The organism is Actinosynnema sp. NPDC050801 (assembly GCF_040673975.1).
Classification (GTDB): Bacteria; Actinomycetota; Actinomycetes; order Mycobacteriales; family Pseudonocardiaceae; genus Actinosynnema.
In genome coordinates this window covers 80,434-101,689 of record NZ_JBFAQZ010000016.1, presented here as the reverse complement: position 1 = coordinate 101,689, position 21,256 = coordinate 80,434, and the positions used below count along the sequence as shown (strand labels likewise).

General features: G+C 73.4%; 20 protein-coding genes. 7 read left to right on the top strand and 13 right to left on the bottom strand.

Going from position 1 to position 21,256, the window contains the following annotated elements; translation table 11 throughout:
- Window positions 1-28 precede the first annotated feature (28 nt).
- Window positions 29-1,069: an ROK family transcriptional regulator gene (locus AB0K14_RS29645; protein WP_360462808.1), complete on the top strand. Its 1,041-nt coding sequence runs from the start codon at window positions 29-31 to the stop codon at window positions 1,067-1,069.
- Between the two features lie 55 nt (window positions 1,070-1,124).
- Window positions 1,125-1,880, top strand: a complete 756-nt coding sequence (locus AB0K14_RS29640) for a protein phosphatase 2C domain-containing protein (protein ID WP_360462811.1) — start codon at window positions 1,125-1,127, stop codon at window positions 1,878-1,880.
- 9 nt (window positions 1,881-1,889) lie between these two features.
- On the opposite strand, the gene AB0K14_RS29635 is transcribed toward AB0K14_RS29640, so the two are convergent.
- Window positions 1,890-2,576: a winged helix-turn-helix domain-containing protein gene (locus tag AB0K14_RS29635; protein WP_360462814.1), complete on the bottom strand. Its 687-nt coding sequence runs from the start codon at window positions 2,574-2,576 to the stop codon at window positions 1,890-1,892.
- 56 nt (window positions 2,577-2,632) lie between these two features.
- Here AB0K14_RS29635 and AB0K14_RS29630 point away from each other — a divergent pair, with 56 nt between their 5' ends.
- Window positions 2,633-3,919 (top strand): isocitrate lyase/phosphoenolpyruvate mutase family protein, encoded by a 1,287-nt coding sequence (locus AB0K14_RS29630; RefSeq protein WP_360462817.1) that lies wholly within the window; start codon window positions 2,633-2,635, stop codon window positions 3,917-3,919.
- A gap of 204 nt (window positions 3,920-4,123) precedes the next feature.
- Here the strand turns inward: AB0K14_RS29630 and AB0K14_RS29625 are convergent, their stop codons facing one another.
- From AB0K14_RS29625 to AB0K14_RS29610, 4 genes are all read right to left on the bottom strand, one after another.
- Window positions 4,124-5,293 (bottom strand): alginate lyase family protein, encoded by a 1,170-nt coding sequence (locus AB0K14_RS29625; protein WP_360462820.1) that lies wholly within the window; start codon window positions 5,291-5,293, stop codon window positions 4,124-4,126.
- Window positions 5,294-5,336: 43 nt separating this feature from the next.
- On the bottom strand, window positions 5,337-6,464 hold the full coding sequence (locus tag AB0K14_RS29620) for an MFS transporter (protein ID WP_360462823.1): 1,128 nt from the start codon (window positions 6,462-6,464) through the stop codon (window positions 5,337-5,339).
- Window positions 6,465-6,574: 110 nt separating this feature from the next.
- The gene (locus AB0K14_RS29615) at window positions 6,575-7,861 is read right to left on the bottom strand and encodes a PepSY domain-containing protein (RefSeq protein WP_360462826.1); all 1,287 of its coding nucleotides are present in this window, start codon (window positions 7,859-7,861) and stop codon (window positions 6,575-6,577) included.
- Between the two features lie 74 nt (window positions 7,862-7,935).
- Window positions 7,936-8,457 carry a hypothetical protein gene (locus AB0K14_RS29610; protein ID WP_360462829.1) on the bottom strand — a complete coding sequence of 174 codons (522 nt, stop codon included), beginning with the start codon at window positions 8,455-8,457 and terminating at the stop codon, window positions 7,936-7,938.
- A gap of 425 nt (window positions 8,458-8,882) precedes the next feature.
- Here AB0K14_RS29610 and AB0K14_RS29605 point away from each other — a divergent pair, with 425 nt between their 5' ends.
- Window positions 8,883-11,612 carry an AAA family ATPase gene (locus tag AB0K14_RS29605; protein ID WP_360462832.1) on the top strand — a complete coding sequence of 910 codons (2,730 nt, stop codon included), beginning with the start codon at window positions 8,883-8,885 and terminating at the stop codon, window positions 11,610-11,612.
- A 174-nt stretch (window positions 11,613-11,786) separates the two neighbouring features.
- Here AB0K14_RS29605 and AB0K14_RS29600 read toward each other — a convergent pair whose 3' ends face one another.
- Entirely contained in the window at window positions 11,787-12,575 is a 789-nt protein-coding gene (locus AB0K14_RS29600) for an NAD(P)H-binding protein (protein WP_360446626.1), read from the bottom strand.
- A 62-nt stretch (window positions 12,576-12,637) separates the two neighbouring features.
- Between AB0K14_RS29600 and AB0K14_RS29595 the strand changes: the two genes are divergently transcribed.
- Window positions 12,638-13,303, top strand: coding sequence for a helix-turn-helix domain-containing protein (locus AB0K14_RS29595; protein WP_360446628.1), 666 nt, complete (start codon window positions 12,638-12,640; stop codon window positions 13,301-13,303).
- On the opposite strand, the gene AB0K14_RS29590 is transcribed toward AB0K14_RS29595, so the two are convergent.
- Both AB0K14_RS29590 and AB0K14_RS29585 read right to left on the bottom strand, forming a co-directional pair.
- Entirely contained in the window at window positions 13,300-13,806 is a 507-nt protein-coding gene (locus tag AB0K14_RS29590) for a GNAT family N-acetyltransferase (protein ID WP_360446630.1), read from the bottom strand. The genes AB0K14_RS29595 and AB0K14_RS29590 overlap by 4 nt on opposite strands.
- Window positions 13,807-13,926: 120 nt before the next feature.
- A complete protein-coding gene (locus AB0K14_RS29585) occupies window positions 13,927-15,363 on the bottom strand; it encodes a PLP-dependent aminotransferase family protein (RefSeq protein WP_360446632.1) in 1,437 nt (478 codons plus the stop codon).
- A 61-nt stretch (window positions 15,364-15,424) separates the two neighbouring features.
- On the opposite strand from AB0K14_RS29585, the gene AB0K14_RS29580 reads away from it, so the two are divergent.
- Window positions 15,425-16,291: a DMT family transporter gene (locus AB0K14_RS29580; RefSeq protein ID WP_360446634.1), complete on the top strand. Its 867-nt coding sequence runs from the start codon at window positions 15,425-15,427 to the stop codon at window positions 16,289-16,291.
- 48 nt (window positions 16,292-16,339) lie between these two features.
- On the opposite strand, the gene AB0K14_RS29575 is transcribed toward AB0K14_RS29580, so the two are convergent.
- From AB0K14_RS29575 to AB0K14_RS29555, 5 genes are all read right to left on the bottom strand, one after another.
- The gene (locus AB0K14_RS29575) at window positions 16,340-17,581 is read right to left on the bottom strand and encodes an RNA polymerase sigma factor (protein WP_360446636.1); all 1,242 of its coding nucleotides are present in this window, start codon (window positions 17,579-17,581) and stop codon (window positions 16,340-16,342) included.
- Window positions 17,582-17,650: 69 nt separating this feature from the next.
- Complete coding sequence (locus AB0K14_RS29570; RefSeq protein ID WP_360446638.1) at window positions 17,651-18,079, bottom strand: YciI family protein; 429 nt, start codon at window positions 18,077-18,079, stop codon at window positions 17,651-17,653.
- Window positions 18,080-18,210: 131 nt separating this feature from the next.
- A complete protein-coding gene (locus tag AB0K14_RS29565; RefSeq protein ID WP_360446640.1) occupies window positions 18,211-19,050 on the bottom strand; it encodes an SDR family oxidoreductase in 840 nt (279 codons plus the stop codon).
- Window positions 19,051-19,147: 97 nt separating this feature from the next.
- Window positions 19,148-19,615 carry a DoxX family protein gene (locus AB0K14_RS29560; protein WP_360446642.1) on the bottom strand — a complete coding sequence of 156 codons (468 nt, stop codon included), beginning with the start codon at window positions 19,613-19,615 and terminating at the stop codon, window positions 19,148-19,150.
- 63 nt (window positions 19,616-19,678) lie between these two features.
- The gene (locus tag AB0K14_RS29555; RefSeq protein ID WP_360446644.1) at window positions 19,679-20,392 is read right to left on the bottom strand and encodes an MSMEG_6728 family protein; all 714 of its coding nucleotides are present in this window, start codon (window positions 20,390-20,392) and stop codon (window positions 19,679-19,681) included.
- Between the two features lie 167 nt (window positions 20,393-20,559).
- Here AB0K14_RS29555 and AB0K14_RS29550 point away from each other — a divergent pair, with 167 nt between their 5' ends.
- On the top strand, window positions 20,560-21,207 hold the full coding sequence (locus AB0K14_RS29550; RefSeq protein WP_360446646.1) for a TetR family transcriptional regulator: 648 nt from the start codon (window positions 20,560-20,562) through the stop codon (window positions 21,205-21,207).
- Window positions 21,208-21,256: the final 49 nt, after the last annotated feature.

Sequence of the window (21,256 nt, the reverse complement as noted above, 5' to 3'; positions counted from 1 at the left end):
GTAAAAAGCCAGGTGCGATGATGGACCCGTGGCCAACTTGCGCTTCCTGCGGGGGTACAACGACGCGGTGGTGCTCGGGCTGGCCAGGTCCGGTGCCGTGACCAGGGTCGAGCTGGCCGACCGCAGCGGGCTCACCCCGCAGGCGGTGTCCAAGGTCGTGAGCAGGCTCATCGACGACGGCCTGCTGGTCGAGTCCGGCACCCGCAACGTGGGCGTCGGCAAGCCGCGCACCCTGCTCAAGCTCGTCGCCGACTCCCGGCTCGCGCTGGGCGCCCAGGTCGAGCGCGACGAACTGCGGGTCGTGCTCACCGACCTCGCGGGCACCGTGCTGGACCGCGCGGTGGCGCCGCTGCCGCGCGACTTCGACCCGCCGACGTTCGTGGAGGAGCTGAACCGGCTGGTCGACGGTCTGCGCAGCGACCGGCTCCTCGGCGTGGGCATCGGGTTCGTCGGCCCGCTGGACCACCGGACCGGCGTCGTGCACTACCCGACCGGCCTGACCGCGTGGCACGACGTGCCGCTGCGCGCGTTGGCCGAACAGCGGCTCGGCCTGCCGGTCGTGCTCGACAAGGACACCAACACGGCGGTCGTGGCCGAGGCGTGGCGACGCGGCGAGGAGCTGCGCGACGCGGTGCTCGTGCTCGTCGGCACCGGCCTGGGCATCGGGATGCTGCTCGACGGCCGGGTGCACCGGGGCGTGCGCACCAACGCGGGCGAGTACGGGCACACCACCATCCAGCTCGACGGCCCGCCGTGCGTGTGCGGGCGCAGCGGGTGCATAGAGGCGTTGCACAACCTCGCCGCCGCGCGCGGCGACCTGGTCGAGGCGACGTCCATCGTGGGCGTCGCCGTGGCCGACCTCGTGCAGCTGCTCGACATCGACCACGTGGTGCTGGCCGGTCGCGCGGTGCTCGCCGAACCCGCCGCGTACCTCGACGGCGTGCGCGCCCGGTTGCCGAAGGACGAGTGGCTCCCGGTGGACGTGTCGATCACCCCGTTGGGTGACGACGTGGTCGCCGCGGGGGCGGCGATGCTCCTCCTGAGCGAGTTCTACGGCCGTCCTCGCTGACCGGATTGGTCATGCCCTGCTCACGGGCACCCGTGCGGGTGATTCACTGTGCGGCATGTATGCGCTCCGGTACGCCGTCGGCACCGACCCCGGCCTGCGCCGTGAAGCGAACGAGGACTCCGTGTACTTCAGCGAACGCCTGTTCGCCGTCGCCGACGGCATGGGCGGGCACGCGTACGGCGAAGTGGCGAGTTCGATCGCGGTGGCGGTGCTGGCCGACCTCGACGTGGATGCCGACGACCCACTCGGCGAGCTGTCCGGCGCGGCCCGGGAGATCGCGATCCGGCTGACCGACCTGGCCGAGGAGAACTTCGACATGCGCGGCATGGGCACCACGCTCACCGCGCTGCTGTGGGACGGCGAGCGGTTCGCGGTCGGGCACATCGGCGACTCGCGCTGCTACGTCGTCCGCGAGGGCGCGCTGAGCCAGGTCACCCGGGACCACACCATGGTCCAGGCGTTGGTGGACGACGGGCGGATGGCCGCCGAGCAGGCCGCCGAGCACCCCGGCCGTTCGATGCTCATGCGCGCGTTGCAGGCCGGGAGCGCCCACGACCCGGACCTGTTCTTCCAGGACGTCGAGGCGGGGGACCGCTACCTGATCTGCTCGGACGGCCTGTCGGACGTGCTGGGCGCGGCGGAGATCGCCGAGCTGCTCGCCGGGTCCGCGGACGGCGACGAGACCGTGCGCGCGTTGATCGAGGCGGCCAACGCGGGTGGCGGGCCGGACAACATCACGTGCGTGGTGGTCGACGTGCTGCCGGCGGGGAACTCCTCGTGGCTGCCGAAGTGGCTGACGCGGTCAGTCTGACGGCCGGCTTCAGGGTGCCGGGACGCCCAGCAGGCGGTGCAGCGCCGCTTCGCCGGTCGGGGTGAGGCGCACGGCGCGGCCCGTGCCGATCCTGCGCACCCAGTCGTGGGCGTGCAGGTGGGCGGACACGTGCGCGCCCACCGCGCCGCCCAGGTGCGAACGGCGCTCGGTCCAGTCCAGGCACGCCTTGGCCAACGGGCGGCGGGAGGACGGCGGGGTGAAGGTGAGCTCGTCCGCCAGCCACGCGAGGCCGTCGTCGGTGACCGCGAGGTCGTCGGTGAGCAGGCCGCGGGCCGCCATGGCGTCGGTGATGGCCACGCCCAGGCGTCCGGCCAGGTGGTCGTAGCACGTCCGGCCGCGGCGGAGGGCCTGGTCGGCGGCGGACGCGCGGAGCGTTCGCTCCGGGGACGCGGTGGGGCCGAGGTAGCCGAGCAGGTCTTCGAGCAGCCTGGCCTGCTCGGGCCCGGCGAGCTGGACGTAGCGGTGGCGGCCCTGGCGGCGTTCGACCAGGAGGCCGCCCTCGACCAGGCGGGTCAGGTGCTCGCTGGCCGTGGAGGGCGCGACCGCCGCGGCGGCGGCCAGTTCACCGGAGGTCCACGCGCGGCCGTCCATGAGCGCGAGCAGGAACCGGGCGCGGCTGCGGTCGGCGAGCAGCGCGGCCAGGTCTGCCAGTTCGTCCGCTGCCACGTGGGCCATTATGCGTCGGGGACGGTTCGGTGCCCGCCGAAGTGAACCGGGCTTACGTTGACCGCATGCGTGTTCTGTCGGATGAGGCATATGTGGTGACGCCGGTGCCTGCGGCGACGTCCGGGGTGGCGTGGTTGCGGGCCGGCGTGGTGCGGTTCAGCGAGGGTGCGGACCACGTGCGGCGGCGGGCGTTGGCGGAGCGGCTGCTGTCCACTGTGGATCTTTCGTCGTTGCGGCGGGCGGGCGACCCGGTGGCGGTGCTGGCCTCGGCGTCGGGGCTGTCGGGGTCGGTCGCGTCGGACGTCGCGGTGGTGGCCGCGTGCTACCAGCCGCACGTTCCCGTGACGCGTGAGGCCGATGAGGCGGTGGCACGGCTGGTCTCCGCGTGCGGCGGGGTGTGGGACGAGGAGACGGCCAACCGGATCGGGTTGCTGGTGCAGGCGTGCGACGCGACCCGGGCGTTGATCGCCGGGGTGGAGCCGCCGGTGCCGCTGACGCGGCGGGTCGCGCCGGACGGGTCGGTGGTCGAGGTGGACCTCGGCGAGGCGTGGTTCGGGGCTGGGCGGCACGCGTGCCCGGGGCAGGCGCACGCGATGGCGCTGGTGGAGGGGGCGCGGGCGTTCCACCGGTTGCACGAGGACTTCCTCGTGCTGCCGAACGCGTGGGACTTCGCGTCGGCGGCGGCGCTGGTGCGGGCGGGGTACGCGGCGGTCGGGACGACGAGCCTGGGCGTGGCGGTGGCGAACGGTCTGCCGGACGCGGCGGGGGTGGCGCGTGAGGCGACGGTGGCGTTGGCGCGGCTGCTGGTGCGGCTGCCCGTGCCGGTGACGGTGGACGTGGAGGCGGGGTTCGGCGGCGACGTGCGTTCGTTGGCGGCGGAGCTGTGGGAGCTGGGCGTGGCGGGCGTGAACGTCGAGGACGGGCGTGGCGCCGGTCTGGCGGACCCCGAGGAGCAGGTCGGGATCATCCGCGCGTTCAAGGAGGCCGCACCGGGCCTGTTCGTCAACTCCCGCGTGGACACGCACTGGCTGGCCGTGGACCGGCCCTCCACCCTGAGTCGCGCCCGGGCCTACGTGGACGCCGGCGCCGACGGCGTCTTCATCCCGGGCCTGAAGCAGGAGCACGGGATCGCCGAGGCGGTGGCCGCCCTGCCCGTGCCGCTGAACGTCCTGCCCGACCTGCCCACCCCGACCCTGCGCGACCTGGGCGTCCGCCGCGTGAGCACGGGCTCCCTCCTCTTCCGCGCCGCCCTGGCCGAAACCGTCCGCACCGCCGACGCCGTCCGCGACCACACCCCGCTCCCCACCGACCTCCCTTCCTACCCCGAAACCAACTCCCTCACCACCCCGTGAGTCGAACCTCCAGTCCCCGCGAGTCGAACCTCAAGGTCCCGCGAGTCGAACGCTCAGGACCCCCGAACTCAACGCCCAGGACATGTCCGCTCGCGCTGAACGTTGAATTCATGGGTCCTGGAGGTTCGACTCGTGGGTCCTGGAGGTTCGACTCGCGGGGCCCGAGTGTTCGACTCGCGGGACGTGAGGGTTCGACTCGCGGGGTTAGTGGGGGTTGGTGGCGTGGGTCAGGGTTTCCCAGGCGACGAACAGGCGGTCGGTGCCGGCCGGGCGTTGGCGTTCGGTCAAGGCCTGGGTGTTGGTCATGGCGATGCCCAGGCGGGTGTGCAGGGCGTTGAACGCGACCTCGGTGGTCGGGCCCAGGGCCTGCTTGCGGGTGCCGCCGCACAGCCAGGACGGCATCGGTTCGGTGCCCAGCTGGTACTTGGCGTGCAGGCCGTAGGCGTGACGCAGGCGTTCGCGCACCTCCGACCACAGGTCCTGGCCCTGGTGACGGGCGGTCTCGGCGATGTGCGCGGCGGCGGCCAGGCCGAAACCGGTGTGGGCGAAGTCGCGGCACGTCTCCTGGGACAGGCCGTCGACGAACGTGCTCTGGCCGTGCCAGTACGAGATGATCTCGTCCCGGGTGTCGATGCCGCTGCCCGGCGGCGTGCGGGGCAGCGCGCCGTCGGTGGTCAGGTAGACGTACGCGGGCATCCGGGTGCGGTAGGTCGAGACCGCCCGGTCGTACACCGCCCGGTCCTCCAGGAACACCGAGATCCCGAGCGTCGCCTCCATCATGGACAGTTCCCAGTTGCCGTTCGTCGCCGCACGGCCGTTGACGATCTCCGGCAGGTAGACCTCCCGCAGCATGGTCGCGAACCGGCCGGAGTTCGGCCAGTTGCCGCGCACGTGCTTGATGATCTCCGCCGCACGGGGCCACGACGACCCCGCCCACGCCGTCTGCAACGGCGCGTTGGTGTTGGTGTGGTCGCGGATCGCGGCCGACCACGCGTCCATGATCTCGATCGCCTTGGCCGCATACCGGTCGTCCCGCGTCACGTACCACGCCAATGACAGCGTGTACGCCGCCAACGCGTCCTCACGCTCGTCCGTGCACCCGTAGTTCGGGTTGGAGTACGACCCGCACTCCACCACCGCACGCGGCTTCGGCACGCGCGACAGCGAAGCGAACGGGTGCGCCATCATCTGGTCGTACGCACCGCGCCACGGTTGCGTGCCCGCGTTCACCGCCGCCCGCACGAAGTCCAGCTGTCCCCTGCTCACCAACACCCCGGGATGGGTGAACGTGGCCGGCGCCGCCGGGGACTGCGACGGCACCACCACCAAGCCGACCGCCACCAGAACGGCGGTGAAGACCGATTTCCCAACCATGACGACGAGCTTGTGTGGTCTGGACCACATTCGTCAACAAGGTTCACGGTGGTGAAACGACCGTGTCGTCCGGTTCCGGCCGGGAGCGCGACCGGCCGGAGAGCACCCTGTGCCTGGAGAACGCCCTGGGCAGGACGAACGCGGGCACGAGCACCACGACGGCCACCGCGACCACGCCACCGGACACCCAAGCCCCGTACACGGCGAACGAGAACACCTCGCTGCCCAGACCCGCCACCGACGTCACGGTCGCCCGCGCGTCACCCGTGATCCGCGACTGCAACCGCGCCTCCGCGCTCACCCACACCAGCCGGTACGCGCCGTAGAACACGGCCACGCCCGCGAGTCCGAACGGGTGCGCGACCACGCCCACCACGCCCAGCAGCACCGCCGAACCACCCAGCAGCACGCCCAACGGCAGCCGCGTCCCACCCAGCGCCGCCCCCGCCGCACCGGCCAACGGGATCGCCAACGTCGCCGCGGGCACCAACGCCACCGGCACGCCCCAACCCGCCGCGACCAGCGGGAAGTACTCCTCGAACGCGTCGATCGCCGCCAACATCGCCACCACCAGCACGGCGAGCCGCACGTCCGGCACCCGCACGGTCTCCGCCAGGCCGGACCGCAACAGGGTGAGGTACCCGGACGGTTCCGGTCGTGGCGTCTCGGGCAACCGGGTCGCCACCAGGGCCGCGCCCAGGCACGTCGCCACGCTCACCCACCCGACGAGCACGAAGCCACCCGACGAGAACAGCACCACCGCCAGCAGCGCGGCCGGGATCTGGGCCAGCAGCCCGACCGCCGTGACGCGACCGAGCACGCGCCCGAAGTGCGAGGCGGCACCGACCTCCGCCAACCCGTCGTGCAGCAGCGCTTCGACCGCACCGGACGACATCGCGCCGCCCACGCCCCACAGCACGAAACCCACGGCGAAACCGGTGAACCCGGGCAGCACGGTCCACAACGCGTAGCCGGCCGCCTGGCACGCGCCGGCCCCGACGATCGACCACTTCCGGGAGAACCGGTCCGCGAACGCGCCGAACGGCACCTCGGCCACCACCGCGACCGTCGACCAGATCGCGAACAGCACCGAGACCTCGGCGTCCGACAACCCGGTGGACACGAACAGCAGCGCGTACAGCGGGTAGATCGGCACGGTGTCGGCCAGCACCGCCCAACCCACCGCGAGGCGGGCCAGCGGCCGAGCCGGGGGCGGTACGGGGCGTCAACCAAAGCGCATGGCTGAGGCTAACCCGCACCCGGCTCGGCCGTCGCGCCGTTTTACCCGGACACCCGCTCGACCGGCCCGGTGACCTCCTTGCGCCGCGCCCGCGTGCTCAGCACCACGTCGACCAGCAGGAACGCCAGCAGGCTCAGCCCGAACAGCGGCACGAACCAGCCGACGCCCGCGGCGACGACCAGCACGGCGACGAACTGCGCCCGCGGCACCTTCCGCCACTGGCCGCGGGGCACCGGCCGGCCGAAGCCGGTGGTCGGGCGGCGCAGCCACCACACCCGGTAACCCAGCACGACCAGCGCCACCAGGCCGAGCCCGAGCGCCAGCAGCACGAGCTGGTTGGGCCAGCCGAACAGCACGCCCATGTGCGCGTCGATGCCCCACCTGGTCAGCTTGGCCGCCAGCGGGTAGTCGGCGAACCGCACCTCGTCCACGACCTCGCCGCCGGAGATGGCCACCGCGTCCACCTGGGTCGGCCACGAGCGCTCGATCTCCGTGACGTTGTACGGCATCCCCGCCATCGGCGGCACGGCGATCTCGATGGTGCCCGCGTCGATGCCCGCCGCCCGGGCGGCGGCGAGCACGGAGTCCACCTCGCCCGGTGACACCGGGATCGGGTCGGTCATGTCGTGCCCGGCGTGGTCGCCGCCGCCGGACAGGGCGGGCGTGGTCCAGTCGAGCGCCTGGCGCACGGCGGCGACGTTCTCGCCGGCATAGGTCGACCACGTCAGGCCGGTCGCGGACAGGAACAGCGCGCCCGCCAGCACCCACAGGCCCAGCGTGGCGTGCCGCTTGGTGGTGGGCCTGACCCGCTGCGCGCGGCGGCGGCTGAACCACAGGAACACACCGCCCAGAGCCACCACCCACAGCCAGGACGCGGCCAGCTCGCTGTAGAGCCGGCCGGGTTCGCCGAGCAGCAGGTTGCGGTGGATGCCGTCGATCGTGGTGCGCAGCGGCAGGACCCCGCTGGTGCCGTAGGTCATCAGGTCGCCGACCACCGCGCCGTCGGCGGGGTCGACGAACACGGTGGGGCGCGCGTCGCCGTCGCTCGCGAACAGCACGCGGGTCGTCGCGCCGGGCTCGGGCGCGGGCCGGACGGCGACCAGCCGGTCACCGGGTCGGGCCGCCACCGCCGCCTTCACCTGCTGTGACAGCGGCACCGACGACGTGGACGCGGGCACCCGCAGCTGATCGGAGTAGAGCCACGACTCCAACTGGGGAGTCGCGGCGTAGAGCACGCCGGTGAGGGCGGCTACCAACACGAACGGGCCGACCAGCACGCCCGCGTAGAAGTGGAAGCGCAGCACGAGGCCGCGCCAGGACTCGGTCATGGCGAGGAACTCCTAGGTATGGGGATGTGCCACCGGTCCCCGAAGCGCGGGACGGTGGTGGGGAGGTGCGGTTCCTAGGAGTGGGGCGGGCCGCGGCGGGGCAGCGTGCGGCGGCGGAGCGCCTCCGCCAACGGCTGTGGCGGGTGCGCGGCGATCGGGATGCGCAGCGGCGCGAACGCGGGCCGCGGGCTGAGCCTGCGCGGCAGCACCGCGGCCAGGGCGGCCGCCAGCCGGAACACGGCCTGCTCGAAGCCCGCCAGGGCCGCGACGACGATCGCGGTGGCCACGAGGTGGGTCAGTAGCATCGTCGGCGACGGCACCACGTCGCGCGGGTGCCGGGACAGCCCGGCCAGGAACACGTGCGCGGCCAGCTGCACCACGCCGACCAGGCCCAGCAGTTCGGCGAACCCGAGCTGCCGGTCGGTCAGCGGCACGCACGTCCACGCCATGGCCAGCGCGAACACCAGCACGTGCGGCAGCGAGGGCAGGTGGCCGCCGCCCCCGGCGTGGGCCAGCACGGCGAGCAGACCGGTGGACAGCCCGACCGCACCGCAGCGCACCACGCGCGCGGCGCCTCGGGTCGGGGCCGGTGCCACGCTTCCGCAGCGTAGCGGCGGGAGGACGGCGGAAGAAGGCCGAATGCCCGGGGTGCGACGGGGTGCGCCGGACTCCGTTGTCCGGACGTCCCCTATTCGTCGCTATTCGCCAACCCGGGTGGAATACCCGCGGCGCGGGTTGGAATATCGCCGGTCAGTTGTAGGGCATTCCGCCGAACGGGCTGGTGGCCACTTGTGCGGCGGTCGTGAAGAGGGCGACCACGAGGGTGGCGATGAGCACTCGTCCGATTCGCATGCGTTCTCCAGTCGACGGGGTCGGGGAATTCCGGCGATTACCGTGGCAGCAGTCGACGGGACGTGGAGCGTAATCGGCGTGAACAAACGGGCAACTGTGCGACGATCAGGTTAATTGGCAAAGAATGTAACATCTTGTTAACCTGGGCTTAGCGCCGTATTCTCACGGTGTGCGTGCGGTCACCCTGCGTCTCGCCGGCCGCGAGCGTGAACTGGGCCGCCTCCTGGCGCTGGTGGACGACCTGTCCCAGGGGCGGGGCAGCGCGCTGCTCGTCGAGGGTGAACCGGGCATCGGCAAGACGGCCCTGGTCCGAGCCGCGTGCGACGTCGCGGCGGCCCGCGGCTTCCGGGTGTGCCGGGGTGCCGGCGACGAGCTCGGCCGACCCCTCCCGCTGCTGCCGCTGCTGGACGCGCTCGCCGTGGCCCGGTCGGAGAGCGCCGCCGTCACCGCCGAACGCCTGCTGGCGCGCGTGGACGACCTGTGCGCCATCGGGCCCGTGGTGCTGGTGCTGGACGACCTGCAGTGGGCGGACGAGGCGAGCGTCGCGGTGTGGCGCCGGCTGGCGGGCCTGGTGCCGCAACTGCCGCTGCTGCTGATCGGCGTGCTGCGGGCGTTGCCGCGCCGGGACGACCTGGCCGCGCTGCGCAAGGGCCTGGCCCGGCTGCCGCTGCCGCGCCTCGCGCCGACCGCCGTGGTCGAGCTGACCGGTCAGCTGGCGGGCGGCACGCCGGACGAGGCGTTGGCGCGGCTGGCCGAGGACGCCGGCGGCAACCCGCTCTACCTGGTCGAACTGGTCGAGGCGTTGACCCGCGGCGCGGCGATCGAGGTCGACGCCACCGGCACGGCCCGGCTGGTCGACTCCGGCGTGCCGCCGTCGCTGTCGGCCGCGATCGCGGACCGGATCGGGTTCCTCGGCGCGGACGTGCGCCGGGTGCTCGTCGCGGCCGCCCTGCTCGGCGTGGACTTCCCGGTCGCCGACCTGGCCGCCGTGCTCGGCATGCGCGTGGTGGAGCTGCTGCCCGCGTTGCAGGAGGCGACCGTGGCGGGCGTGCTGGTGGACGGCACCGCCGGCCTGTCGTTCCGGCACCCGCTGGTGCGCACCGCGCTGTACGACGAGGTGCCCGAGGCGGCCCGCGGCGCGTGGCACGTCGAGGCGGCCCGGGCGCTGGTCGACACGGGCGCCGGCGTCGACCGGGTCACCCGGCAACTGCTCGCCGCCGACGATCGGATGCCCGACTGGGTGACGGACTGGCTCGTCGTGCACGGCGCGATGCTCGTGGCGCACGCGCCCGAGGCCGCCGTCGACCTGTTCGGCCGGGTCGTGGTCGCGCCGAACGCGGGCGCGCGGCGCGGTGTGCTGCTGGCGCACCTGGCCGAGGCCAGGTTCCGGCTGGGCGACCACCACGGCGCGGAAGCCGTCGCGCTCGCCGGCCTGGAGCACGGGACGCTCGTCGACCTGCACTGGACGTTGGCGCAGTGCCGCAGCATGACCGGGCGTTCGGCGGACACGTTGGTCGAGGTCGACCGCGCCCTCGCCGCGCCGGACCTCACCTCGTCGGACCGGGCGCGGCTGCTGGTGCTGGCCGCCCGCGCGCACTGGGACGTCGGTGAGCTGGACGACGCCGAACGACTCGCCCGCGCGGCGTTGGTCGACGGCGACCGGTGGGCCACGAGCTGGGCGCTGCACGTGCGCACGATCGTGGCCATGGTGCGCGGTCAGATGGCCGAGGCGCTGCCGCTGTTCGACCGGGCGCTGGCGGTGGCCATGGGCGAGCCCGCGACGTCGGACCTGCGGCTGCTGCTGCAGATCAACCAGGCCGTGACGTTGGGCGAGCTGGACCGCGGCGCGGAGGCCATCGCGTCCGCGCAGGTGGTCAGGCACGCCGCCGACCAGGTCGGCAACCTCGTGCGGCTCGCGCAGGCGCAGAGCGCGCTGGGGCAGTTGTTGCTCGACGCCGGTCGGTGGGACGAGGCGCTGGTCGACGTCGACCTGCTGGCGGACGACCTGAAGCACCCGATGGTGTCGCGCTGCGACCACGGCGTGGCCGCGTTGATCCACCTGCACCGGGGTGACGCGGCGGGCGCGCGGCGACACCTCGGTCCGGTGGTCGACTCCGTCGACGGTGACGCCGCGCCCCGCCTCGAAGGGCACGTGATCGGGCCGTTGGCGCTGGCCGTGAGCCTGGAGCTGGAGCAGGCCGGGCGGGTGCGCGAGGCGTGGTCGGTGCTGACCGGGTGGGAATCGGTGGAGGACCTGCTGCCCGACTTCGTGCGGCTGGCCGTCGAGCTGGGCGAGGACGCCGCGGCGGCGGTCGCGCACGCCGAGGCGTTGGCCGCCGAACTGGACGTCCCGCACCGGCGCGCGTCCGCCGCCTACTGCCGGGCGCTGGTGTCGGCCGACCCGGTCGGGTTGCTGCACGCGGCGGAGGAGTACCGGGTGGCGGGACGGCCGCTGTTCCGGGCCAAGGCCTTGTCGGGGGCGGCGGAGGTCTTCGCCGCGGCGGGCGACCGGCCGTCGGCGCGGGCGGCGTTGAGCCACGCCGTCGACGTGCACGCCGAGCTGGGCGCGGAGTGGGACTCCACCCGGCTGCTCGCGCGGCTGCGTGAGCACGGCATCCGGCGCGGCCCGCACGCCAAGCACCGGCGGGCCACGCACGGGTGGGAGAGCCTGACACCGATGGAGCTGAAGGTCACCGAACTGGTGGCGTCCGGCCTGTCGAACCGCCAGATCGGCGAACGCCTCTTCCTGTCCGGCCGCACGGTGGCCACCCACGTCTCGCACGTGCTCGCGAAACTGGGCGTGCGATCACGCACGGACATCGCCCGGGAAGCTGTATCTTTTGCCGCTGCTCCGCAGACGGCGGGCTCGGTCGCCTGGAAGTCGATCGCTCGCGCCTGATTTTTCGGCGATCGAAAAGCGTGATCGCCGAAAAATCAGGCGCGAGCGATCGACGCGACCTCGCGTGGTGGTCCGGTTGGTCGAGGGATGGAACAGGGCGGGGGATGGGGCGGGTCAAGGTGATGCGGTTGGGGTGGGAAAAGGGTGGGGGAGGGTTGGGGGAAGGGGTAGGGATCAGGAGGTGGTGGTGGGGTTTGGTGGTGGGGTTGGGTAGTGGTGGCGGGCCCAGGTGGCGTAGGTGCGGGCGGGGCGTCCCAGGATGGTGGCGATGTCGTCCGACAGCAGGGATGCGTCGCCTCGGCGTACGGCACGCACGCCCTCCGCGTAGGCCTCGGGCAGTGACTCCAGGGGCACGTCCACGGTGGACAGTGGGCGGCCGAGGACTTGGGACAGGACGGTCACCTGGTCGGGGGTGCTCAGCAGTTCCGGGCCGGTGAGGGTGTAGGTCCGGCCGTGGTGGTCGGCGAGCAGCGCCCGCACCGCCACCTCGGCGAGGTCGCGTGGGTCGACCACGCCGAGCGCGGTCGTGCCCATCGGGTTCGGGATCGGTTCGCCGGCGGCGATGTGCGGTGCCCATTGCAGCGAGTTCGACGCGAACAGGCTCGCGCGCAACAACGTCCACCGGGGGAACGCGCGGGTGGCCTCCTCCCCGGGACGGTGCCACTCGGCGACCGGGCCCGTCGGGATCGACGACAGCTTCACCACCTTCGGCACGCCCGCGCGCTTCGCGGCGTCGAGCACGGCCAGGTCGTAGGCGGGCAGGTCGGGGGTTCCCGGGCCGAGCAGGAACACCGCGTCCACGCCCTCCACCGCCCGGTCGAGGGACGCCGGGTCGGTGTGGTCGCCGTGCACCTGGCCACCGGTCGGCGTGCGCGACATGGCGCGGAACGCGGTCCCGGCGTCGGTGAGGAGGCGGACTACTTCACGGCCGGTGGTGCCGGTGGCACCCGTGATCAGCAACATGGGACGAGTCTCGGTTCCCGGCGCCGGGAAGGTCTTGGACGTTTCGGTGGTTGTCGTCGGACGTGGAAGAGCACTTGCGGCCGTGGGTCGCCGGGATCGGGACCCAGTCGTTCGACGGCGACACGCACGTCCACGCGCCGGACGCGGCCACCACGCTGGTGCTGTGCACGGAGTCGGAGGGCGCCTACGTGATCGGGCCGCGCGCCCGGGCCCGCTACAGCGCCGGGCGGCAGGCGCGGCGGACGGTCGTGCGGTTGACGCCGGGGCGGGCGCAGGCGGTGCTGGACGTGCCGGTGGACGAGCTGGTCGACCGGGCCGTGCCGTTGAGCGAGGTGTGGGGCCGGCCGGTGCCCGACGTGGCCGCATTGCGTTCGGCACTGCTGAGCCGGATCACGTCGACCGACCCGAAGCGGTCGGACCTGGTGCACGCGGCGGTGCGGTTGCTGCGGACGCGGGGCGTGGCGGAGACGGCGCGGGCGCTGGACGTCAGCGAACGGCACCTGCGGGCGTTGTTCACCAAGGCGGTCGGGTTGTCGCCCAAGCAGTTCGCCCGGGTCGACCGGGTGCGGCGGGTGGTGGCGCGGGGCGGTCGCGGCGAGTGGGCGCGGGTGGCGGCCGAGCTCGGCTACTACGACCAGGCGCACCTGACCCGCGAGTTCCGGGCCACGATGGGCGTGCCGCCCGGTGCCTACCTGGCGGGGAACCTGCCCGCCGCGACCTACTGCTAGAGGTCGCGGGCGAAGAACAACGCGGTCTCACCCTCGGCGGGCGTGCCCCGGTAGAACGTGGTGTCCAGGCCGCACAAGGAGAAGCCCATCCGGCGGTAGGCGCGCACGGCGGGCACGTTCACCGTCGACGTCTCCAACCACGCCGTCACCGCGCCGTGCTCGCGGCCGTGGGCACAGGCGTGGGCCACCAGCGCCCGGCCGATGCCGCGCCCGCGTTGCTCCGGCGCGACGGTGACCTGCCGGATCACCAGGCGCCGGTGCCAGTGCTCCAGGTCGACCACGACGAACCCGTGCACCCGCGGCCCGTCGGCGACGACGAACACCGTGCCGCCCGGGTCGTCGTCCGGCGGGAACACCTTGTGCAACGGCGGGTCGACCGGGGTGGGGCGCAGGGTGAAGCCCTCGGGCGTGGCCACCACCTCGAACACGGTGTCGGTGGTGAACGAGTCGTCCAGCGCGGTGATCCGGTCGAGGTCGGCGGGCTCGGCGGTGCGGGGTTCCACCGCCCCGAGGCTATAGCCGGGCGTGGCGGACGGTGGAGCCGGTGATCCAGGCCGCCTGCCCGACCAGGCCGACCACGGCGGTCCACAGCGCGGTGCGGAAACGCCACCCCGACCGCCACCCTAACGAGCGACCTCACCGATCCGGCCGTCCGACGACCGACCCAGCACCCGGCCGATGAGGCGGGCCGCCTCGGGGAAGCGCTCCGGGTCCGGCCCCGAGTAGTTGAGGCGGATGAAGGCGCCCGAGGGCTCCGCCGGGAACCACTCCCCGCCGGGCGCGATCACCACACCCTCGGCCTCGCACTCGCGGACGAGCCGGTCCAGGTCGGTCGCGTCGGGCAGCCGGGCCCAGAGGTTGAGCCCACCGGGCGGCACGTGCTCCAGGTGCGCGTCCGGCACGTGCTCGGCCAGGCTCCCGACCAGCAGGTCACGTCGGGCGCGCAGCCGGTGGCGCAGGGTGCGCAGGTGGGTGCGCCACCCGGGCTGGGTGACGATGTCGAGCGCCGCGGCCTGGAGCACGCCGCTGACGTACATCGACTCCGCACCCCGGTCGGCGAGGACGCGGTCGCGCGCGGGGCCGCGGGCGATCACGGCGGCGACCCGCACGGCCGGTGACGCGCTCTTCGTCAACGAGCGCAGGTAGACCACGTGGCCCGCGTCGTCGTGCGCCGCCACGGGCCGCGCGCTGGTGTCGATCCCGAAGTCGTGCGCCCAATCGTCCTCCACCAGGAACGCCCCGTGGGCGCGCACGACGTCGAGGACCCGACCGGCCAGTTCCGGGGACCACTGCGCGCCGGTGGGGTTGGCGTAGTTCGGCTGCGCGTAGAACGCCCGCGCCCCGGTCTCCTCGAAGGCACGTGCCAACTCGCCCGGGTCCGGTCCGCCCGCTCCGCTGGGCACCGGGACCACCCGCACGCCGGCCTGCGCCGCGGCCAGGATCGCTCCCCAGTAACCGGGCGACTCGATGAGCAGCGGCTGCCCGGAACCCACCAGGGCGCGGAAGATCGAGCTCAGACCGCTCTGGCTGCCGGGCAGCACCACGACGTCGCGCGGCGCGGGCGGGGTGACACCGGTCGGCGTGGCCTGGGCGAGTTCGCTCGCGAACCACGCCCGCAGCTCCGGCAGCCCGGCGGAGTCCGACTTGACCAGTGCCGCCTCGGTGCGGGCGGCCCGCGTGAGCGCGGCGCGCACCAGCCGTTCGGGGAGCAGCTCGCGGTCGGGGTAGCCCGCGTGCAGGCCGATCGCGTCCGGCGGGTTCCCGCGCAGGGGCGTGGCCAGGACCGGGATGCGGGCCGGCGGCGAGCGCAGCGCGCCGGTCTGCCAGCCGTAGTCCGGTGGCCGCACGGCCCGCGCCGCGCGGACGAACGTCCCCACGCCGGGACGGGCCTCGACGAGCCCCAGCGCGGCCAGTGCGTGCATCGCTTTCTGGACCGTCACCGGGCTCGCGCCGTACTCGGCCGTCAGCGCCCGGTTGGACGGCATGCGCGCGCCCGGCGGAGCTTGGGCGACCCACTCGCGCAGACCGGCGACGATGCGCGCGGTGCTATCGTTGGACATGTCGGCACACGATAGCGTTACTGCCCGTTCGACGCCGGTGCTATCGACTCCCCGAGCGCGCGTGAACGGCCTGGGCTGGGGCTTGCTCGGCGTGCTGGCGTTCTCGTTCACCCTGCCCTTCACCAAGGTCGCCGTCGTGGGCATGTCCCCGCTGTTCATCGGTTCGGCACGCGCGGTCGTCGCGTCGCTGCTCGCCGCCGGCGCGCTCGCCCTGACCCGGCAGCCCCGGCCGACCGGCGCGCAGTGGGTGCGGCTGGCCGTGGTCGCGGGCGGGGTCGTCGTCGGCTTCCCGCTGCTGAGCTCCTACGCGCTCACCACCGCGTCGGCCGGGCACGGCGCCGTCGTGATCGCGCTGCTGCCGGCGGCGACCGCGGTCATGGCCGTGCTGCGCGGCAAGGAACGGCCGCCGTCGGCGTTCTGGGGCACGGCCGCGGCGGGCGTGCTCGCCGCGCTCGTGTTCGCGTCGCTGTCGGGCGGCGGGTTCGGGCCGCCGCGCTGGTCGGACCTGCTGCTGTTCGGCGCGGTCGCCACGGCGGCGGTCGGTTACGCGGAAGGCGGGCTGCTCGCCCGTGAGCTCGGCTCGTGGCAGACGGTGTCCTGGGCACTCGTGCTGTCCTCGCCGGTGATGATCACCTTGGCGGCGGTCTCGGCGGTCCGGCAGCCGCCGGCGGGGACCGCGGTCCAGTGGGCGGCGTTCGCCTACCTGGCCGTGGTGAGCATGTTCCTGGGCTTCTTCGCCTGGTACCGCGGCCTGGCCGTCGGCCCGATGGCGCAGGTCAGCCAGGTGCAGCTGGTCCAGCCCGTGCTGACCATCGGGTGGGCGGCGCTGCTGCTGCGCGAGCAGTTGACCTGGCCGACCGCCCTGGGCGGGCTGGCGGTCATCCTCTGCGCGGGCTTCGCCGTGCGCATCCGCCTCGACCGCCGTTGACCCGGCGCCGGTGGCACCCCCGCCGGTCGCGCGGGCCGCCGATCGCGCCTAACAGCCGGCCGCGCGGTCGAGCAGCAGCTTGCGCTCCCGCTCGTTGCGGGTGAGCCCGGCCGCCCGCTCGAACTCCTCCCGCGCCTCACCGTGCCGGCCCAGCTTCGCCAGCAGGTCGCCGCGCACGCTCGGCAGCAGGTGGTAGCCCTTCAACGCGGGCTCGTCCACCAACTCGTCCACCAGTTCCAGGCCGACCGCCGGCCCGAACGCCATCCCGATCGCCACCGCGTGGTTGAGCTCGACGATCGGTGACGGCGCGACCAGCGACAGCGCCTCGTACAGGCCCGCGATGCGGGTCCAGTCGGTGTCCTCCGGCACGCGTGCCCGCGCGTGGCACGCGGCGATCGCCGCCTGGAGCGCGTACGGGCCGTCCGCGCCGCCCAACGACTCGGCCTTCGCCAACGCCGCCAGACCGCGCCGGATCAGCAGCTGGTCCCAGCGCGCCCGGTTCTGCTCCAGCAGCAGCACGGGTTCGCCGTCCGGCCCGACGCGGGCCTTGGCCCGGGACGCCTGGACCTCCAGCAACGCCACCAGGCCGTGCACCTCGGGTTCGCGCGGCATGAGGCCGGACAGCACGCGGGCCAGCCGCAGCGCGTCCTCGCACAGCGCCGGGCGCATCCAGTCCTCGCCCGCGGTGGCCGAGTATCCCTCGTTGAAGATCAGGTAGATGACGCCGAGCACGGACGCCAGCCGGGCGTCCCGCTCGTCCTCCGCCGGGACCTCGAACGGGACACCGGCCTTGGCCAGCGCCTTCTTCGCCCGCACGATCCGCTGCGCCACGGTCGCCTCGGGCACCAGGAACGCGCGGGCGATCTCGTCCGTGGTCAGGCCGCCCAACATGCGCAGGGTCAACGCCACCTGCGCCTCGGTCGACAGCACCGGGTGGCACGCGGTGAACACCAGCCGCAGCAGGTCGTCGTCGATCTCACCGACCCCGGCGGCGGCGTCCGGCGCGTGGTCGAACGCGGTGTCCCGCCCGATCTCCGCGAGCTTGCGCTGGTAGTTCCGCCCGCGCCGGAACTGGTCGACCGCCCGGTTCTTCGCCGCCGTCATCAGCCACGCACCGGGGTTGCGCGGCACGCCGTGCTCCGGCCACTGCTCCAGGGCGCTGACCAGCGCGTCCTGGGCCAGTTCCTCGGCCAGGCCGACGTCGCGCACCATCCGCGCCAGACCGGCGATCAGGCGGGCGGACTCGATCCGCCACACGGCCTCCACCGCACGACGCGCATCGGTAGCCATCACGACCCGGGATCAGATCAGCTACCGATGCGCGTCGGCAAGCGGACGCCACGCGCGCCGCCGGTCGGGTCAGCCGTTGGCGCGGGCCTCCTGCTCGGCGCGCAGCTCGCGCTCGCGCGCCTTGAGCTCCTCGGAGGCGTTGACGAAGTCGTCCTCGGTGAAGACCTGCCGGATCTCGATCTGGGACTCCGAGCCGGTGGGGTTCGGCACCCGCTTCACCCACTCGACCGCCTCTTCCAGCGACTTGAGCTCCAGCAGCCAGAAACCCGCGATCAGCTCCTTGGTCTCGGTGAACGGCCCGTCGACGACGGTGCGCTGGTCGCCGGAGAAGTAGACCCGCGCGCCCTTGGCGCTGGGGTGCAGACCCTCGCCCGCCAGCAGCACGCCCGCCTTGACCAGCTCCTCGTTGAACGCCCCCATCTCGTTGAGCTGCTCCTCGGTCGGCTGGGCGCCGGCTTCGGTCTCCTCGGTCGCCTTCACGATCACCATGAAACGCATTTCGATCTCCCTGTCGGGTCCGTCGGCCGGTCCATCCTGGCCCTGCTGACGCGACGATCGGACGGGGTGCTGGATCGACACGCGGCCCGAAATTCTTCCAAGATTTTTTGACGAGCCTCTGACCAGCGGTTCTACGTGATCGGCGAGCCGCCGGTCACGCCGATGACCTCACCGGTGATGTAGCTCGACTCGGCCGAGGCCAGGAACACGTACAGCGGCGCGAGCTCGGCGGGCTGCCCGGCCCGGCCCATGGGCGACTGCTCGCCGAAGCCCTCCACCTTCTCCGGCGGCATGGTCGCCGGGATGAGCGGCGTCCACACCGGACCGGGCGCGACCGAGTTCACCCGGATCCCGCGGTCGACCAGGTTCTGCGCCAGGCCCTTGGTGAAGTTCACGATCGCGGCCTTGGTGGTGGCGTAGTCGAGCAGCTGGAACGAGGGCTGGAAGCCCTGGATGGACGACGTGGTGATGATCGAGGAGCCTTCGGGCATGTGCGGCACGGCCGCCTTGCACAGCCAGAACATCGCGTAGACGTTGGTCTTCATGACCCGGTCGAACTGCTCGGTGGTGATGTCGAGCAGGCCGCCGTCCTGCGCCATCTGGTAGGCGGCGTTGCTGACCAGGACGTCGATGCCGCCGAACTGCTCGACGGCGCGGGCCACGACGGCCGCGCAGTGCGACTCCTCGGTCAGGTCGCCGGCGACGGTGACCGCCTTGCGACCGGCCTCCTCGACCAGCCGGGCGGTGTCGCGGGCGTCCTTCTCCTCCTCCGGCAGGTAGGTGATGAGCACGTCGGCGCCCTCGCGGGCGAACGCCAGGGCGACGGCGCGGCCGATGCCGGAGTCGCCACCGGTGATCACGGCCCTCTTGTCGGTCAGGCGTCCCGTGCCGCGGTAGGTCGTCTCGCCGTGGTCCGGCGTGGGGCGGACGTCGTCGGTCAACCCTGGGTACTTGATCGGAGTCTCGGCCATGCCCGCAGGGTGCCCACGCACGTGGGGCCTGAACACGCCGACGGCGCACCTCCGGGAGGAGGCGCGCCGTCGGCGGGCGTTCGTTCCGGCTCCGTGCCTACCTGCCGGTCCGCGTCCGCTTGCGCAGGGCGCGCTGGAGCGAGAAGGCGCCGGGGCCGAAGGCGGCGAGCAGCAGGAACACCCAGCTGTAGACGGCGGCCAGCTCACCCGTGTTGTGCGCCGGCAGGAGCGCCTCGGGCTGGTGGACGGTGAAGTAGGCGTAGGCCATCACGCCGGAGAGCACGAACGCCGCCGGGCGCGCGGCCAGGCCGACGAGCACCAGGACCGCGCCGACCAGCTCGATCACGCTGCCGTACCAGCCCGGCCAGGAGCCGAACGGCACCGCGGTGCCCTGGCCGTCGATCCCGCCGAGGAAACCGAGGCCCTGCAGGCCGTGGCAGCCGAACAGGAACGACACGACGATGCGGAACGCGGCGAGCACCAGGTCGTTGCGCCTGCCGGTGCCGGTGGCGGTGCTCACGGCGGTGGTGCGGGCGGCGGCGCGGGTGTCGTTCGTGGTGGTCATCTCGGGCTCCCCTGCTCGGTGGTCTCACCAAGGCGACGAACGGGGACCCCACCGGATCGACAACTACGCCGAACTTTTTTCCGGGAGATTCACCCGCAGGGTGAAACGGCTGGTCGGGGTGGGTAGGCGTTGGCCGCGGCGGAAGAACCGGACCGGACGCGGGTCGGTCGCCTCGGCCCGCATGGCCGCCAGGTCGGCCTCGGTGGGCACGCGGGCGACCGACGGGCCGGGTCGGTGGTCGAGCGGTGGCGCCGGCGGGAGGTGCTCGTCGGGCAGGGCGGGGCGATCGAGCCGGCACGCGACCAGGCCGGGCGTGTCGGGCAGGTCCAGCGGGAACACCGGTCCGGGCCAGACGTAGTCGAGGTCGTCCGGGACGTCGGGGAACAGCGGGCGGTAGAAGTCGGGGTCCTTGCGCAGCAGGGCCGACCGGTGGCTGCGGTGCAGGTCGTCGTCGCCGAGCCAGGGCGGGAGCAGACCTTCGGCCAGGCACCACGACCACGACGGCTCCCGGCCGCCGGTGTAGTCGAGCAGCACGGCCCGCACGCCGTCCCGGTGCCCCCGGCGTCGCCACTCGTCGCACACCGCCACGCCGTAGGCGACCAGCGCGGGCGTGAAGCCGCGCCACATCACCACGGCCGGGTGGTTCTTCCAGCCGTACTCGGGCCAGACCAGGGCCCGCAGGATCTGCAAGGTCTCCACGCGCTGCTTGCCCAACCGCCGCGAGTCGAGGGCGGCGGCGCTGCGGCCGAAGGTCGCGCACGGCAGGAACGTCTGCACCCCCGGCACCTACCCCGCGTGACGGCGCTCAATCGCACCGCCCGGCGAAGACCCCGGTGACAGGCGGGTGAGACGCCGCGACGGGCAGGCGAAGCCCCCGGGCCACGGGCAGGCGATGACCCCCGGTGACGGCAGGCAAAAGACCGGTGGGCTGTTAGCCTGCTGCGGTGGAGTTCCAGCGCGCCAGGCGGCCCGAGCAGGTGGAGCAGCGGCGGCGGACGATCCTCGACACGGCGTGCGCGATGCTGCGGGAGCGGCCCGTCGCCGACATCAGCCTGCGCGAGCTGAGCCACCGGGTGGGCCTCGCGAAGTCGAACGTGCTGCGGTACTTCGACAGCCGGGAGGCGATCTTCCTGGAGGTGCTGGACGAGGAGTGGGGCGCCTGGCTGGACGAGGTGCAGGAGCGGCTGGCGGAGGTGTCCGACCCGGTCGAGGTGGCGACGGCGGTCGCGACGTCGTTGTTGCGCCGGCGGCTGCTGTGCGAGCTGGTCAGCGGCATGGCAGGGGTGCTGGAGCGCAACATCCGGGTCGACTTCGCGCGGGTGTTCAAGCGGCGCGCGCACGCTCGGACCGCCCGGCTGGCGGACCTCGTGCGGGCACGCGTGCCCGTGCTGGACGAGGCGGCGGCGCGGCACTTCGCCGGTGCGGTCCTGGTGATGACGGCCGGCCTGTGGCCGCACGCGAACCCGACCGACGCGGTCGCGCAGGTGATGCGGGAGATGGGCGGGCCGACGGCGGCCGAGCTGGTCCGCGACGGCCTGACCGAGGGCTTGGTCAACCAACTGGTCGGCCTGGTCGCCCGCGCCGCGACGTGACCACCGGGCGGTGGGCCGAGGTGCCCGGCCGGGGCGCGCCGGGTCGACC